Here is a 17,059-nt window from a genome sequence, read left to right as displayed (position 1 = left end):
AATGAACTTTTTTAGGTACAATAGAGTCAAAGAAAGATTTACAAGGGGGACAAACATGGAAACGAAAAAAATAACACTACTTTACACAAGTGATGTTCATGGTTATATTTTACCGACAAATTACAGTGATCATCAGGAACGGGCATTGGGCCTTGCGAAACTAGCGACGCTAATTAAACAAAAAAAGAAAGAGGAGGATGTTATTTTACTTGATAATGGTGATCTAATTCAAGGTAGCCCATTTACATTTTATCATGCTAAATATCATCCTAATAGACCTAACCCAATGGTAAAGGTAGCAAATGAAATGGGTTATACCTCATCGGTTTTGGGTAACCATGAATTTAATTATGGATTGGATTATCTAAGAAGTGTTGTTGAACAAGCAAATTTCCCTTGGTTATCAGCTACTGTTGTGAATAAGGATAATAATGAGCCAGCTTTTGGGACGCCCTATTTAATTAAGGAAGTTGATGGCGTTAAATTTGCAATTCTAGGTATCACTACGCATTACATACCTAATTGGGAAGATCCCAAAAACATTACTGACCTAGCATTTGTTGATGCAGTAGAAGCGACAAAAGAATGGATAGCATATATTAAAAAGGAAGAACAGCCTGACGTTTGTATTGTTTCTTATCATGGAGGTTTTGAACGGGATTTAGAAACTGGAGAACCAACAGAACCGTTAACAGGTGAAAACCAGGGTTATCGTATTTGTCATGAGGTTGAAGGGATTGATATCTTGCTAACAGGGCATCAACATCGATCAATTGCAGCGAAGCTTAATGGTGTGACAGTTGTCCAACCAAGTAATAATGCTCAATTATTAGGTGAAATTGGGTTAACACTAACGAAGGAATCTGAGGGCTGGGTACTGAACGATGCAGAACCAAATTTGCTTGGAATAGATGAAAATATCGAAGCCGATCAAACAGTCGTTAATCTTGTTCAAGATTTAGAACAAAAAACACAAGAATGGTTAGACACACCAATTGGAAAAATGGATGGTGATATGTCGATAACTGATCCACTGGCTGTTCGTTTAAAAGAACATCCTTTCGTGGAATTTATAAATAAAGTGCAGATGGACATTGCAGATGTGACGATTTCGAATACTGCTTTATTTAATAATGCCTCACCAGGATTCCCGACAAATGTGACGATGCGTGATATCGTGTCAAACTACGTGTATCCAAATACATTAAAAGTCGTTCGCATTACTGGAAAAGATATAAAAGATGCTCTAGAGAAATCTGCTACGTATTTTGTTATTGACGAAGATGGAGAGATTGCTGTTAATCCGGCCTTTTTCAATCCTAAACCGCAACATTATAACTATGATATGTGGGAAGGAATTGAATATGAGTTGAAGATCAGTAATCCGATTGGAGATAGAGTTACATTCTTAAATTACCAAGGTGCACCGATTAGCTATGAACAGGAATACGATGTAGTTATGAACAATTACCGTGCCGGTGGTGGTGGTAACTTTAATATGTTCCAAGGTAAGCAAGTTGTTAAAGATATCCCAACAGATATGACAGAGCTAATTGCGAATTATATTATAAATCAAAAAACGATAAAAGTTAGTAATAATAGCAATTGGAAAGTTGTAAAATAGAATCATATTCTTCATCCATAGTGTTACTTATTAAAATACAGATTTGATAGAAACTGCGACCTAACATTCTTTATATAAATTGCAATACAACAGAATTTATGCTTCGCTCCTCAAGCGAAATGGGCTCCCTTTCCGCAGGCACGGCTTCAGCTAACTCGGATAAGCAAAAATCGCTTTCCGAGTGGATCTTCAGCTCGCGCTGTTCCTGCAGGAGTGTCGCCAATTTCACTTGATCCGCTAGTTTTGTCTTTAAACATTTTATGAACTACAAATAAACACATTAATCATTAGTCTCTTGAAAATGTTTCGATTGATTCTGTGTCTTACGCTTAAAAATAGATCCACTAATCAGCGAAGGAAGCAAATGCTTGACACTCCTACGGGAACAGCACGAGCCGAAGATCCACTTAGTGAAGCGTTCTTTGCTTTACTAAGTTAGCTGAGGCCGTGCTCGTGGAAAGGGAAAGCATTTGCTGACGTAGCAAGTAAGACCAAAATGTTAAGTCGTAGTTGATGATAATTCAGTCATAAAATACTATCTTTTAGAAAATAGTCTTAATGAAAAAAATAGTTTGGATAAGTTATCCAGACTACTTTTTTATATATTTTTTTGTAAAAATTCAGAAAGATTACATTTCTATGTATAAAATGCTAGATTATTGCCCCACAATTACATTATGACAAATAAAAGCCCGAAACGTAAACGTTGCAATGAAGTCTTAAACGCATTGTAACCACAAACACAATTGTCTATGTTACGATTGGGCTTGTCACAAAAATAAGGAGGGAAACAGATGAACAAAAAAGTCGTAGCATTCGCTATTGGATTAACTATAGTGGGTACAGCTACAACAACAGCATCTGCAGAAGAGTACCAAGTGGTCAAAGGAGATAGCCTTTGGGAAATTGCCCAAGAATATGAAAGCTCAGTAGATGAGCTCAAGGAAATAAATGAACTAGAGGAAGATATGTTATTTCCTGGTCAAACATTACAAATAGATAAAGAGATTGTATATATAGTTAAGAAGGGCGATTCTTTAAGTGAAATTGCAGACGAGCATAATGTTGAAGTAAATGAATTAATAGAATGGAATTCACTATCTTCTGATTTAATTTTAATAGATCAAGAGTTACGTATCCAATCTGTTAAACAGGTAGTAAATGAGCCACAAACAGCATCTGCTGAAACAACAGAGACAGTAGAAGAATCAGAAGTAGAAGAGACTCCAGTAGCTGTGGAAGCTGAAGAAGTTGAAGAAACTACTACTAGTGAAGCAAATGCATCCGAAAATCCAGCTGGTGAAACTATAACGGTAACTGCAACAGCGTATACCGCTGAATGCACGGGTTGCTCTGGTATCACAGCAACAGGTATTAATTTGAACGAGGATCGCAATAAAAAGGTGATTGCAGTTGATCCATCTGTTATTCCATTAGGTACAAGAGTATACGTGGAAGGATATGGAGAGGCAATTGCTGGAGACACTGGTGGCGCAATTAAAGGAAGTAAGATTGATATTCACGTACCAACTAAAGATGAAGCTTTTCAATGGGGCGTCCGTACAGTTGATGTTACAATTTTAGATTAAATAGAATCGGAAGTGCGTATTATTAAACGCACTTCCGATTTTTTTGATTACCAAGCGTGACCGCCTATTTATATTTAAGAATCTTGAATTAAGGTTTCTTCACTTTGTTGTTCTACTTTTACGCCATGTGTGGGAGAGTTTTGTACGATGCCAACCACACTAAAACTTATAATTAAAAGAAGAAATAAGAAGACTAATAAGTTCCTCACTTTGTATCCTCCTGTTTGTCAATCTAGGTTATATTGTATATGATGAACACTATCATTGGCTATAGAAAATTTGTGAAAAAGCAAATTTTATTATAGAAAGGGAGTAATAAAATGGAAACATTAGCAATCGCTGAAGTGATAAGTGTTACATCGATCGGAATGGGGACACGAGTGTGTTTAGATGTGATTGACAAACTAGAACCTGTAGAAGGTTTACTTGTTGGAAATACAGGAAATGGATACCTATTTATTTTATCAGAAAATCGGTCAACAAATACATATCCACCACGTCCATTTCGTATGAATGGTGGTGCGATTCATCAGTATCTTTATTTAGGCGAAGGTAAGACAACCTATTTATCAGAAGTGAAACCGGGTTTAGAGGTTCCAATCTGGCTAGGTAATGAAGCTAGAAAAGTAGCGGTAGGACGAGTTAAAGTGGAGAAGCGCCCTTTCTTAAGGGTAGTGTGTCAGATAGAAGGAACGGAACAAGAAATCTCGGCAACCTTACAAGAAGCTGATAGTGTCCATGTTTTAACTGCAGATGGACATGCAAAGGCTGTCCTTGATTTAGAAAAAGGTGATCGAATAACTTGCTATCCAGACCAACCAGGCAGACATTTGGGTAATAAAATTGATGAAGAGATAAGTGAATATTAATCTATTAACAAGTTATACTAAGGTCTGAAGAAAATAAGTATAAAGTGTTAGGAAAGAACGCAAGTGAGGAGGTGGGGCTAAAGTTGTCTAATAAAGAAATCCTATTGCAACCAGGTGATGTTATTTATTCATCAAAAAGCCTTTCTACTTTTTTAGTCGGTCATTGTGGTATCGTAGGGCATGACAATAGAATATACCATTCTCATCCAAAGGGAGCATTTGCTGATACGGTAAAGCAGTATAAATCTCGTCATCCGCATGGTGGGCGAGTAACCTTGCTTCGTCCGTTACGCGGAGGGGAAAAAAGTGCTTCTTGGGCCCAAGATAATATTCAACATGTAACAAGTTATTCATTTCATCCACATTTAAGTAATAAACAAAAGAACTATTGTTCAAAATTTGTTTGGCAAGCATATTGGTTTAGTTTAGAAGAAGATATTACCGGGAGAGATCTCACAAATAAAAGGAGATGGTGGATTCGCACGCCCCTGATTCGCTACTCCCCTGGATTTTCTGAGATTGGTGTTTGGGAGATAGAAGACCTGTAGAGATTAATTATCTAAAATGTTTGAAAATTCAAGTGTACCTGTTGACAAAATAATGGTAGCATATTATGATAAGAGACAAGATAGCAAACGGTTATAAGTGTTGACGAAGAGTAGTAGCTTATTTATTTCACTAAAGAGAGCTAGTGGTTGGTGTGAACTAGTGTGGACGATAAGTAAATGGACTTCTGAGCTTTCAAACCAAACCCCTTATTAAAGGGTAGTAGGCTTTGACGATTTAGTCTCATCGTTATCTGAGACAACTACTCGAGTATTCTACTCGGCTAGTAAAGTGAGCTGACTTTCAGCTAACTAAGGTGGTACCACGGGTTTCCTCGTCCTTTTCGGATGTAGGAAACCCTTTTTTTATAGGTGAAATTGTTGAAGTAAGAGTAGTATGCTTGTCTTTTTCTTATCATAGAGAGCCGGGGTAGCTGGAAACTGGTATAAGAAAGAAGCAGAATGGACTTACGAGAGCTTTTCTGAACGGTTAAAGTTTAACTAGTAGGAAAGGTCGGATTATCTCCGTTATCGGATTAACGAGTGGAAGAGTAAAGAGATATTCTTCAACATAGAGGTGGCACCGCGGTATTAAACCGTCCCCTATACATGCAATTGAATTGTGTGTATAGGGTTTTTTTTATTATCAAAAATAACGTAATAAATAAAAGGAGCGAATGAAAATGATGGAGACAAAATCGCAAAGTATATTATTTGAAAAGATACAAATTAACGGTGATACTTTAACGCCAATCTCGGTATATAATCGGATACAAGGAAAGAAAAAGTTCCTATTAGAAAGTTCTAGTGGACATGGTGAAAAAGGTCGTTATTCCTTTATCGGTTTTGAACCTTTTAAAGAAATTGTTGGTGATAGCAGTCGAACATTTGTTTATGACAATCAAGAAGATACGAAAGAAGAAGCGTTTGGAAAGCCATTGGAAGTTATTAAACGCCATATTCCACTTCAAACACTTGATTTGCCTTTTGCTTTTTATGGTGGTGCGATTGGCTATATTGGATATGATACGATTCGTCAGTATGAAGATATTGGTAGACTATTAGATGATGAAATCGAAATGCCAGATGTCCATGTCATGTTCTATCAAGACGTTGTTGTTTTTGATCATAAAAAACAAACGGTAACAATAATTGCAACCAACTTAGATGGTAAACGGACTAAAAGTCATTTAGTTAAACAGTTGGAGAGAATACAAGCAGATGTAAAGAAACATGTAGAAGAAAACGTGGAAGAGAACATCAAAGTTTCTTTCAAACCTTCTATTAATAAACAAACGTTTATGGAAATGGTTGAGACCGCAAAACAACATATTACAGATGGCGATATATTTCAAGTTGTTCTATCACAGCGAATGATAGCAAGCTTTGATGTTGATCCATTTACTTTTTATCGCAGATTGCGTTTAGCAAATCCATCACCATATATGTTTTTTATCGATTTTAAGACGTATATTGTCCTAGGTGCTTCTCCAGAAAGTTTGATTAAAACAAAGGGTGACCAACTGATTACAAATCCAATTGCAGGGACTAGACCGCGTGGTACAACCGATGTAAAAGATCAAGCGTTAGCTGAAGAGTTATTAGCAGATGAGAAAGAACGTGCAGAGCATAAGATGTTGGTTGATTTAAGTCGTAATGATATCGGTCGTGTTTGCCAGGTTGGCACGATTACGATACCGAAGTTTATGACAATTGAACGCTATCAGCATGTCATGCATATCGTTTCAGAAGTTCAAGGCAAACTTAATAAAGATTTTACTGGTATTGATGCGCTTGTATCCACCCTGCCAGCTGGAACAGTATCTGGTGCACCAAAGATAAGTGCGATGCAAATTATTAATCGTTTAGAAACAAAGAAACGAGGCGTTTATGCTGGTTCTGTTGGATATATCAATATGAACGGTGATGTAGATTTAGCGTTAGCAATTCGCACAATGGTCATTAAAGGAAAACAAGCATACGTGCAAGCGGGAGCAGGAATTGTTTATGATTCGGATCCAGCATCTGAATATCAAGAAACATTGAACAAAGCAAAATCATTATTGGAGGTAAATTAAAATGATCCTTTTGATTGATAACTATGACTCTTTTACCTATAACCTATTTCAATATATTTCTGAATTAGATAAAGAGGTGCAGGTCGTTCGTAACGATAAAATCACGATTGAAGAAATTAAAAAGATGAAGCCTGAAGCAATAATTCTTTCACCAGGACCTGGCACACCAGAAGAAGCAGGGATTTGTATCGATGTCGTGAAACAGTTAGATAGAATTTTTCCTATTTTAGGTATTTGCCTAGGGCATCAAGCGATTGGTGTTGCTTATGGCGCGACTGTCTCTCATGCCACACATATTAAACACGGTAAGACATCAATGATCAAGCATACGGAAGATGAGGTATTTCAAGATTTGGAAGAACCGTTAGAGGTAATGCGTTATCACTCCCTAGTTGTCAAACAGGATACAGTACCAGCCACACTTGAAATTACTGCTACATCCATTGATGATGATGAGATTATGGGGTTGAAACACAATTATCTACCAGTTTACGGCTTGCAATTTCATCCGGAATCAATTGGAACAAATACAGGAAAACAAATGCTAGCGAATTTTTTTGAAACAATAAAAAAGGAGCGATCATATGAGACAATATCTTGAAAAAGTTATGAATCGTGCGGATTTAACTTTACTAGAAATGGAAGAAGCGGCACGAATTATGTTTAAGGAAGAAACATCAGATATCGAGATTAGTGCATTTTTGACAGCTTTAAAAGTTAAAGGTGAAACATCAGATGAAATTGCTGGAATAGTCAATGTAATTCGAGAGAAATCACTAACTGTCTCACAAGTAATGCCAGGAGTGATAGACAATTGTGGTACTGGTGGTGATGGGTCGCAAAGTTTTAATATTAGTACAACAGCAGCGTTTGTGATTGCTGGAGCTGGTATAACTGTTGCAAAGCACGGGAATCGCAGTGTCTCGAGTAAAACAGGAAGTGCGGATGTATTGGAACAATTAGGGGTCTCGCTTGATATGACACCTGAACATATGAAAATATTATTAAAAGACAATGGGATAGCCTTTTTATTTGCACCACATGTCCATCCAGCTATGAAGCGAATGATGAAAGTACGTAAAACATTAGGTGTTCCAACTGTTTTCAACTTAATTGGACCTTTAACAAACCCAATAGAATTAACAACGCAACTCTTAGGGATTTACCGTCGTGATATGTTAGAACAAATGGCAAATGTTTTGCATCAACTAGGTCGAAAACGTGCACTTATTCTAAATGGTGCGGGTCATATGGATGAAGCTTCACTTGCTGGGGAGAATCATTTGGTTCTATTAGAGCGTGGTGAAATCATGCAGTTTACACTTCATGCGGAAGAGGTAGGATTACCTGTTTACCAGAACGAGGAGCTTAAGGGCGGTGACGCGAAAGAAAATGCACAAATCCTACGTGATGTACTAGATGGAAAACCTGGTGCCGCTCGTGATACCGTTATATTTAATGCAGGTTTAGGGATATTCGCTGACGGAAAAGCAAGTACAGTACAAGAGGGTGTAGATTTGGCCCGAGAAAGTATAGATTCTGGTGCAGCCTTAGCAAAACTAGAAAATTTGATCAACTACAGTAATCAGATAAAACAAGAGGTGTGAAAAGATGACAATTCTAGATACTATATTAGAAGAAAAGGAAAAAGAAGTAGCTTTATTAAAAGAAAACTATCAAAAAAAAGAAAGACAACGGAAGCTACCGATTAAATCATTGTTTGATATATTTATGGAAGCAGACTATATGAATATTATTGCGGAAATCAAACGCTCATCTCCATCAAAAGGAATTATAAATCCAGACGTAAATCCTCCAGAGCAAGGAAAACAGTATGAAAAATATGGAGCAAGTGTTATTTCTGTTCTAACAGATTATCCTTTCTTTAAAGGAACGATGGATGACCTTGCTGCTGTTCGTGAAGCGGTAGAGATTCCAATTTTAAATAAAGATTTTATTATTGATGAAATCCAATTGGAGCGCGCAAAAGATTATGGTGCTAATGTCATTTTGTTGATCGCTGCTGCATTACCAAAGAACCGCTTATTGGAATTATATAAATGTGCAAAACAATTAGATCTAGAGGTACTATTTGAAGTTCATAATGAAGAAGAACTAATGGTCGCTCAAGAAATTGGGGCCGATATTATCGGGATTAACAACCGCAATCTAAAAACGTTTGAGGTTGATCTAGCAATAACCGAAAGATTGACCACATTAATTGATACAAGTAAAACAGTAGTAATCAGTGAAAGTGGAATTAAAACAACAACAGACGTTGAACGAGTTAAAAAAGCAGGGGTACGTGGAATTCTAGTCGGCGAGACGATGATGCGTTCTGGACAATTAGACAAAACGTTTAGCGATTTACGGATTAAGTTGTGAAATGGGGTCTAGATGATGTTAGCTAAAATATGTGGCATTACGACAATAGAAGCAGGACTGCAGGCTGCAGCAGCAGGTGCAGACTTTATTGGATTTGTTTTTGCTAAAAGTAAACGGCAAGTAACAAAGCAACAAGCACGACTAATCGCTGAAAAGTTGCCAGACAATGTGAAAAAAGTTGGTGTTTTTGTTAATGAAGAGCTCGCAACAATTCAAGATGTTGCTAAAACAGTAGGATTAGACTATGTACAATTACATGGAGATGAATCAGCTGCTTTCTGTAAGGAAGTAAATTATCCGGTAATAAAAGCATTTCAAATTCGTGATCAAGCAGATGTTGAACAACTTGTTGGTTATCAATGTGCTTACTTTTTATTAGATAGTCCTGCCGGTAAATATCGCGGTGGGAATGGGGAAACGTTTAATTGGTCGTTAGTAAAAGACATACCAGCTATCGAGGGAAAAGTATTATTAGCTGGTGGCCTACATGCAGGTAATGTCGCAGAAGCTATTGAAGAGGTTAATCCTACAGGAATTGATGTTTCAAGTGGGGTTGAAACAAACGGAGCAAAAGATAACGAAAAAATAAAAGCCTTTATACATGAGGTGAAAAGGGATAGGTGAGTAATGTGGCAGAATATAATCAACCAAATGAAACAGGACATTATGGTTCTTTTGGAGGGAGATTTGTACCAGAAACATTAATGCCAGCTGTAATTGAGTTAGAGAATGCCTATAAAGAGGCAATGAAGGATCCCAACTTTTTAGAAGAAATTAATTATTATTTCGAACAGTATATTGGAAGAGAAACACCATTATATTATGCAGAACGACTTACTAAAAAATTAGGTGGACCAAAAGTTTATTTAAAGCGTGAGGATTTAAACCATACTGGAGCCCATAAGATTAATAATGCTATTGGACAGGCATTACTTACTGTTCGAATGGGAAAGAAAAAGGTTGTAGCAGAAACAGGTGCTGGACAGCATGGTGTTGCAACAGCAACTGTTTGTGCACTACTCGGTTTAGAATGTGTTGTTTTTATGGGGAAAGAAGATATTCGTAGACAAAAGTTAAATGTGTTTCGAATGGAGCTACTGGGTGCTCGTGTTGAAAGTGTTGATCAAGGAAGTGGAACATTAAAGGATGCTGTAAATGAGGCATTACGTTATTGGGTAAGTAATGTAGAAGATACGCATTATATTATTGGTTCTGTTGTTGGACCGCACCCTTTCCCGCAAATTGTTCGAGATTTCCAACGTGTAATTGGTGATGAAACAAGACGCCAAATTCAAAAAGCAGAAGGGAAACTTCCAGATGCAATTGTAGCTTGTATTGGTGGTGGTAGTAATGCAATGGGTATGTTCTATCCATTTGTTGATGATCAAGATGTTAAGCTATACGGTGTTGAAGCTGGAGGAGCTGGCTTAGAAACAGGCAAGCATGCTGCAACATTAACGGATGGTCAAGCAGGAATTTTACATGGTACTATGACATACTTATTACAAGATACGAATGGTCAAATTCAAGAGGCGCATTCTATCTCTGCTGGTTTAGACTATCCTGGCGTAGGACCAGAGCATAGCCATTTTAAAGAAATTGGTCGTGTAACATATGAGTCTATTACAGATGATGAGGCACTTGAAGGCTTACAATTACTTTCACGAACTGAGGGGATTATTCCGGCATTAGAAAGTGCACATGCTATTGCTTATACAATGAAATTAGCAAAAGAAATGCAAGCAGAAGAAACAATCGTTATTTGTTTATCAGGTCGTGGTGACAAGGATGTTGAAACGATTAGAGAATCACTTGGAGGTGAGGCTAATGCCTAAGCAAAAAATTGATCAAGCCTTTGCACGTGTTTTAAAGAATGGTGATAAAGCATTTGTTCCTTATATCATGGCGGGTGATGGCGGATTAGATAAATTGGGTGAACAGCTAGCTTTTCTTGAAGAGTGTGGTGCAACAGTGGTGGAACTAGGTATCGCCTTTTCAGATCCAGTTGCAGATGGTCCTACCATTCAAGAAGCGGGAATTCGTGCATTAGAAAATGGTGTTAGTCTTGGGGCTGTCTTGAATAAACTTGCTGAAACAAAGCAAACACGAAGTATTCCTATTGTCTTGATGACGTATATTAATCCAATTTATGCTTATGGGATTGCGAATTTTGCGAAAGCATGTGAGCAAGCAGGTGTAGACGGTTTAATCATACCAGATTTACCGTTAGAAGAAGAAACAATTGTTGTCTCAGAGCTTGCATCAAGTAATATTGCATTAATTCGGTTAGCTGCATTAACAAGTCCGAAAGAGCGAATAGAGGAAATTGTTAAACGTACAGAAGGATTCTTATATGCTGTCACCGTTACTGGTACAACTGGCGCGCGAACGGAATTTAAAGAAAACCTTGCAGCACATTTAACTTCGTTACAAGAAATGAGTAAGGTACCAGTATTGGCGGGATTTGGTGTATCAACTCCAGAACACGTGAAAGAATTGACCAAAAGTTGTGATGGTGTTGTAGTTGGTAGCCGAATTGTAGATTTATTACACAAAGGTGATCACGAAACGATTCGAACATTAATTCAATCAGCTCGTGCTTAAATAGAAGATGTTACTCTTGTGAGTAGCATCTTTTTTTAATAATAACGCAACTTTTACACAAAAAGAATAAGTACTAAGCATTGACTTTTAAGTATAGTATATCTGTATTTTTTTTGACAACCTATGTGTAAGGATTAGCTAAAGCGGGTATTGGAATGTTATTATTTTTAAAACATATACTACCTATAATAAACTGTTTATTCAGAAAACTGTTGTTTAATTTATAAAGAAGCGGGTATATAAAATTCATACAAAAAATTCAAGAATATGGGGATGATTAACAATGGAAAGCGTTCTTTTTATCTTACTGTCTTGTACATTTTTTATGGCTTTAGTAGCATTCGTTTCTTATCGATTAACAAGAGGTAGGACGAGTAGTGTAAATGAATACTTTTTAGCAGGACGAGGATTAACAGGTGTGTTCATTGCAGGATCTTTGTTATTAACTAATTTATCAGCAGAACAATTGATAGGTCTTAATGGACAATCTTTTACAGGCAACATGTCTGGTATGGCCTGGGAAGTAACGGCAGGAATCGCAGCAATCATTATGGCGATTTTTTTGTTACCGAAATTTCTTGGAATTGGCATATCAACTATACCAGAATTTCTAAATACACGTTACGATGAAGATGTTCGGCGAATGACAGTACTACTTTTTCTGTTAGGTTATATGTGTGTGACTATCCCATCTATGCTTTACTCAGGTGGTCTAGCGGTTCTAAGGTTGTTTGATGTCCCAAGTTTACTTAACCTTTCTTATACACAATCTTTATGGCTTGTGATATGGATTGTAGGAATTATTGGCGCAATATACGCTATATTTGGTGGACTTCGAGCGGTAGCTGTTTCAGATACAATTAACGGTATAGGGTTAGTATTCATTGGTTTCTTAGTACCTATACTTGGTTTTATTACCCTGGGAAACGGGGACATACTAACGGGAATGAAAGAAGTAGCGACAACTAATCCAGAGAAATTAAATGCAATTGGTGATTCGAATGATTCAGTGCCATTTTTATCTATTTTTACTGGGATTATCTTTGCTAACCTCTTTTATTGGGCACTAAATCAATACGTCATTCAACGTATATTAGGTGCGAGCAACTTAAAAGAAGGGCAGAAGGGTGTATTGTTTACCGGTTATTTAAAGTTATTAGTGCCGATATTTATGATGATACCTGGTGTTATTGCGTTTCATTTATATGGAGATAGTATTTCAAACGGTGACTTAAGCTATCCAACATTAATTAGTGAACTATTACCAGTTTGGCTAATGGGATTTTTCTTGGCAGTACTATTGGGTGCTGTATTAAGTTCATTTAACTCATTATTAAATAGTGTGGCCACATTATTTGTTTTAGATTTTTATAAACCAAAATTTGATCCAAATGCCAGTGATGAGAAATTAATTAAGGTTAGTAAAATTTTCGGTATTTTTATTGCCCTTGTATCATTTTTTGTGGCACCATTTTTAATGTATGCACCAGATGGTCTATGGAATTTAATTCGTCAATTTACAGGATTCTTTAATATTCCAATATTAGTAATTATGATCATGGGAATTATCTCAAAAAAAATCCCAGCAATTGCAGCAAAAATTGTGATCATATTCCACATATTTGCGTATTATTTTCTTGTTTGGGGAACGAAACAGATATTGAATTTTGAATCAGGTGTGAATTATATTCATGTATACGGAATACTGTTAGTGATTGAAGTCGCGTTTATGTTAGTAATGCGAAAAGTAAAACCACTAAATAAGCCAAATCAATATCAGAGCATAGGATACACAACTGAAAAGTTAGTGCCATGGAGACACGCCATTCCTGTTTCCATATTGCTTATCATGTCAATTATAGAAGTGTATGTAATATTTTCACCAATAGGCCTAGCATATGAAGGTGGTATCATATCTGAATTGTTTTGGCCGATATCTATACTAAACCTTGCTATTACAGTCATATTGTACTGGATTTCTCTCAGGTTTTGGAATAAGAAGTATGAATATATACTGAATCGTGGACAGGCGGTTATTGATCAGAATCGAAAAATTGTTTCAAAATCAAACAATAGAAATATCCAGTAATTTATAATACAATGCAAAAAACACGCTCCCCTATTATAGGAGAGCGTGTTTTTTAAGCTTCTACTAGCGCTTCTTTATTCTTTTTTGTTTCCTGTGCCATTGCTTCTAAGGCTACTTGATTTAAGAAGTTTATCGGCTTATTATAATGTGGTTGGAAGAAAAAGTCTGTTAAAGCTAGTTGTTCTATCGTCATATCATTTGCGATCGCAATACTTATTGTATTGATTGCTTGAGTAAAGTCAGCATCTGATATAACTTGTGCACCGACAACACGGTGTGTTTCTAATTCATAAACCAGTTGTAACTTAATAACATCATTATCTGGCATGAAATCTGGGCGATACGTATCTTCAATATATGCACTACCAACAGCTAAACCAGATGCTTCACCCGCAGAAACGGTTAAACCAGTTGAAGCAATGTTGTGATTGTAAATCTTTAAGCCAGATGTTCCCTGTGTTCCTGGATGTGCTAAAGTTGGTTGAACTAAGTTGTGTGCAACTAGCGTCCCCATACGAACTGCATTAGTAGCTAAAGGAATATATGCAGGCTCTTTTGTTGGGTTATATTGAACTGCACAACAATCTCCTGCAGCATAGACATCTTTCACACTTGTTTGCATATACGCATCAACAATAATAGCTCCATTACCCAGTGTGTTGAGTTGATCTTTTACTAATCCTGTATTTGGTCGGAAACCAATACACATAACAACCAGATCAGCTTCATATTCACCTTTATCTGTAATAACCTTCTCAACTGTTTCTTTACCTTCAAATGCAGAAACGGTTTGACCTAATGCTAAATTAACGCCTTTTTCTTTAAATGAATTTTCTACAGGTGTAGTGAACTTTTCATCTAAATAACGATTTAAAATTCGATCTTCACTATCAATTAATGTGACTTCTTTCTCATTTTCTTCAAAAGCTTCAACAAGTTCAACACCGATATAACCTGCACCTACAACGACAACTTTTTTAACGGATTCAGAACGTCGAATAATCTCTTTTGCATGGTCATAATTTTTACATAGGACAACATTGTTTAAATCCCCACCAGGTATTGGTGGTGTTATTGGCCATGAACCTGTTGTGACAATAATTTTATCAAAAGTATGGTTAGTAGTTTTACCTGTTTTTAGATCTTTTGCTTCTATTTTCTTTCCGTTAATATCGCAATTGATTACCTCATGTTGCATGTGCATTTTCACACCGTTTTTTTCAAATTGATCAACGGATGCATAGAATAATCCAGCTGCATCATTTACAACACCTCCAACATACAAGGCAATACCACAAGATAGAAAGGAAACATTATCATTTTTTTCGAAAACTTCAATTTCTGCTTCTGGATATAGATTTAAAATATTTGTTATAGCTGCTGTTCCTGCATGTGTACAACCGATAACTGCTATTTTCATTTTTATCATCCTCCATTAGGTTCATTATTTCACATTAAGTTAAAAACTATGCAATGAAATGTTTGTAAACTTATTGTACAACTATGTGTAATAAATCACAATAGGTAAGTTCAACAGTTCACAAAAGGTTCACAAATAAAAAATCCCACTTTATTTAAAGTGGGATTTTAACCTTGTTATTATGCGTACATTTCACTAATTTGTTTTTGTAATTTTTTATCTAATACATACTCATCATAGCTCATTTCCTTATCAACAATGCCAGTAGGTGTAATCTCAATTAAGCGATTTGCAATACTGTTAACAAATTGTTGGTCATGAGACGTGAACAATAATGAACCTTTAAATTTGATTAAGCCGTTGTTTAAAGAAGTAATCGACTCTAAATCTAAGTGGTTTGTTGGTTCATCTAAGATAAGCACATTAGCATGTGAAAGCATCATTTTAGATAACATACAACGTACTTTCTCTCCACCAGATAAAACATTTGCTCTTTTCAATGCTTCTTCTCCAGAGAATAACATTCTTCCAAGGAAACCACGTAAGAATGTCTCCGTTTGATCTTCTGGCGGTGCATATTGACGTAACCAGTCAACAAGTGGCATGTCATTACCTTCAAAGAATTCACTATTATCTTTAGGGAAATATGATTGAGAAGTTGTGACGCCCCAAGTATAAGTTCCTTCATCAGGCTCTACTTCTCCCATAATTATTTGGAAAAGGACGGTCTTCGCTAACTCATCTCTTCCAACAAATGCAACTTTATCATCACGATTTAACGTAAAACTCACATTATCTAGTACCTTTTTACCGTCAATCGTTTTTGAGAGACCTTCCACGCGTAGAAAATCATTTCCCATCTCACGATCAGGTGTGAACATCACATAAGGATACTTTCTAGATGATGGTTTAATATCTTCTAATGAAATATTATCAAGCATCTTCTTACGAGAAGTAGCCTGTTTAGATTTAGAAGCATTTGCACTAAAACGCGCAACAAAGTTTTGTAATTCTTTTATTTTTTCTTCTTTTTTCTTATTATTATCTTGAGACATTTGTAAAGCTAATTGACTTGATTCATACCAAAAGTCATAGTTTCCGATATAAAGTTGAATTTTCCCAAAATCAACATCAGCAATATGTGTACATACTTTGTTTAAGAAGTGACGGTCATGGGAAACAACAATAACGGTATTCTCAAAGTTGATCAAGAATTCTTCTAACCAATGAATTGCAGTAATATCCAAGTGGTTGGTAGGCTCATCTAATAACAAAATGTCAGGTGAACCGAATAGTGCTTGTGCTAACAACACTTTTACTTTGTCAGAACCACTAAGTTCCTCCATTTTCTTATCATGAAGTTTTTCACTAACACCTAAACCTTTTAATAAGACTGCAGCATCAGATTCTGCTTCCCACCCATTTAATTCCGCGAATTCACCTTCTAATTCAGCAGCGCGCATGCCATCTTCTTCAGTAAAGTCAGCTTTTGCATAAACGGCGTCTTTCTCTTGCATTACTTCATATAAACGCGTATGTCCCATGACAACTGTTTGCAAAACTTCTTGTGATTCATAAGCGAAGTGATCTTGTTGTAAGACAGCTAAACGTTCATCTTTGCCAAGGGATACGTGCCCACTTTGTGCCTCTACTTCACCAGAAAGAACTTTTAGAAAAGTTGACTTTCCAGCTCCATTTGCTCCAATTAACCCATAACAATTGCCAGGTGTGAACTTGATATTAACATCTTCAAATAACTTTTTATCTCCAAAACGTAAACTAACATTCGTGGCTTGTAACATATATTTATTATTCCTCCAGAAAAAACATAATCAAAGCTAAGCTTAAGCGATTTA

General features: G+C 36.3%; 15 protein-coding genes and 2 other annotated features. Of the genes, 12 read left to right on the top strand and 3 right to left on the bottom strand.

The features are described 5' to 3' along the window. The first annotated feature begins 55 nt into the window (after positions 1-55). Positions 56-1,624, top strand: a complete 1,569-nt coding sequence (locus DM447_RS16585) for a bifunctional metallophosphatase/5'-nucleotidase (protein ID WP_112182296.1) — start codon at positions 56-58, stop codon at positions 1,622-1,624. A 794-nt stretch (positions 1,625-2,418) separates the two neighbouring features. Then, positions 2,419-3,213 carry a 3D domain-containing protein gene (locus DM447_RS16580; protein ID WP_112182295.1) on the top strand — a complete coding sequence of 265 codons (795 nt, stop codon included), beginning with the start codon at positions 2,419-2,421 and terminating at the stop codon, positions 3,211-3,213. 74 nt (positions 3,214-3,287) lie between these two features. Here the strand turns inward: DM447_RS16580 and DM447_RS18720 are convergent, their stop codons facing one another. Further along, the gene (locus tag DM447_RS18720) at positions 3,288-3,422 is read right to left on the bottom strand and encodes a hypothetical protein (protein WP_255421356.1); all 135 of its coding nucleotides are present in this window, start codon (positions 3,420-3,422) and stop codon (positions 3,288-3,290) included. A gap of 111 nt (positions 3,423-3,533) precedes the next feature. Here DM447_RS18720 and DM447_RS16575 point away from each other — a divergent pair, with 111 nt between their 5' ends. From DM447_RS16575 to DM447_RS16530, 10 genes are all read left to right on the top strand, one after another. Then, positions 3,534-4,082: a 3-dehydroquinate synthase II domain-containing protein gene (locus DM447_RS16575; RefSeq protein ID WP_112182294.1), complete on the top strand. Its 549-nt coding sequence runs from the start codon at positions 3,534-3,536 to the stop codon at positions 4,080-4,082. A gap of 83 nt (positions 4,083-4,165) precedes the next feature. Next, the gene (locus DM447_RS16570) at positions 4,166-4,630 is read left to right on the top strand and encodes a C40 family peptidase (protein WP_112182293.1); all 465 of its coding nucleotides are present in this window, start codon (positions 4,166-4,168) and stop codon (positions 4,628-4,630) included. 91 nt (positions 4,631-4,721) lie between these two features. Next, positions 4,722-4,973, top strand: a binding site (T-box leader). A gap of 26 nt (positions 4,974-4,999) precedes the next feature. Further along, positions 5,000-5,234 (top strand) — a binding site (T-box leader). 79 nt (positions 5,235-5,313) lie between these two features. After that, positions 5,314-6,705 carry an anthranilate synthase component I gene (gene trpE, locus DM447_RS16565; protein WP_422385918.1) on the top strand — a complete coding sequence of 464 codons (1,392 nt, stop codon included), beginning with the start codon at positions 5,314-5,316 and terminating at the stop codon, positions 6,703-6,705. A gap of 1 nt (position 6,706) precedes the next feature. Then, a complete protein-coding gene (locus DM447_RS16560) occupies positions 6,707-7,306 on the top strand; it encodes an anthranilate synthase component II (protein ID WP_112182292.1) in 600 nt (199 codons plus the stop codon). Next, a complete protein-coding gene (gene trpD / locus DM447_RS16555) occupies positions 7,290-8,312 on the top strand; it encodes an anthranilate phosphoribosyltransferase (RefSeq protein WP_112182291.1) in 1,023 nt (340 codons plus the stop codon). Before DM447_RS16560 ends, trpD begins: the two co-directional genes overlap by 17 nt. A gap of 4 nt (positions 8,313-8,316) precedes the next feature. Then, a complete protein-coding gene (trpC, locus tag DM447_RS16550; protein WP_112182290.1) occupies positions 8,317-9,090 on the top strand; it encodes an indole-3-glycerol phosphate synthase TrpC in 774 nt (257 codons plus the stop codon). A 15-nt stretch (positions 9,091-9,105) separates the two neighbouring features. Beyond that, positions 9,106-9,714: a phosphoribosylanthranilate isomerase gene (locus DM447_RS16545; protein WP_199286609.1), complete on the top strand. Its 609-nt coding sequence runs from the start codon at positions 9,106-9,108 to the stop codon at positions 9,712-9,714. A 5-nt stretch (positions 9,715-9,719) separates the two neighbouring features. Then, complete coding sequence (trpB, locus tag DM447_RS16540; RefSeq protein ID WP_112182775.1) at positions 9,720-10,925, top strand: tryptophan synthase subunit beta; 1,206 nt, start codon at positions 9,720-9,722, stop codon at positions 10,923-10,925. Beyond that, positions 10,918-11,694 carry a tryptophan synthase subunit alpha gene (gene trpA, locus DM447_RS16535; RefSeq protein WP_112182288.1) on the top strand — a complete coding sequence of 259 codons (777 nt, stop codon included), beginning with the start codon at positions 10,918-10,920 and terminating at the stop codon, positions 11,692-11,694. Before trpB ends, trpA begins: the two co-directional genes overlap by 8 nt. A 283-nt stretch (positions 11,695-11,977) precedes the next feature. Then, complete coding sequence (locus DM447_RS16530) at positions 11,978-13,783, top strand: solute:sodium symporter family transporter (protein WP_112182287.1); 1,806 nt, start codon at positions 11,978-11,980, stop codon at positions 13,781-13,783. A 52-nt stretch (positions 13,784-13,835) separates the two neighbouring features. Here DM447_RS16530 and DM447_RS16525 read toward each other — a convergent pair whose 3' ends face one another. Further along, positions 13,836-15,203: an FAD-dependent oxidoreductase gene (locus tag DM447_RS16525; RefSeq protein WP_112182286.1), complete on the bottom strand. Its 1,368-nt coding sequence runs from the start codon at positions 15,201-15,203 to the stop codon at positions 13,836-13,838. 179 nt (positions 15,204-15,382) lie between these two features. Beyond that, on the bottom strand, positions 15,383-17,005 hold the full coding sequence (locus DM447_RS16520) for an ABC-F family ATP-binding cassette domain-containing protein (protein ID WP_112182285.1): 1,623 nt from the start codon (positions 17,003-17,005) through the stop codon (positions 15,383-15,385). Between the last annotated feature and the right edge of the window lie 54 nt (positions 17,006-17,059).

It is taken from the genome of Paraliobacillus zengyii (assembly GCF_003268595.1).
GTDB lineage: Bacteria > Bacillota > Bacilli > Bacillales > Amphibacillaceae > Paraliobacillus_A > Paraliobacillus_A zengyii.
Note: the sequence above shows the minus strand (reverse complement) of the source record. Positions and strands in the feature narration are given on the sequence as shown.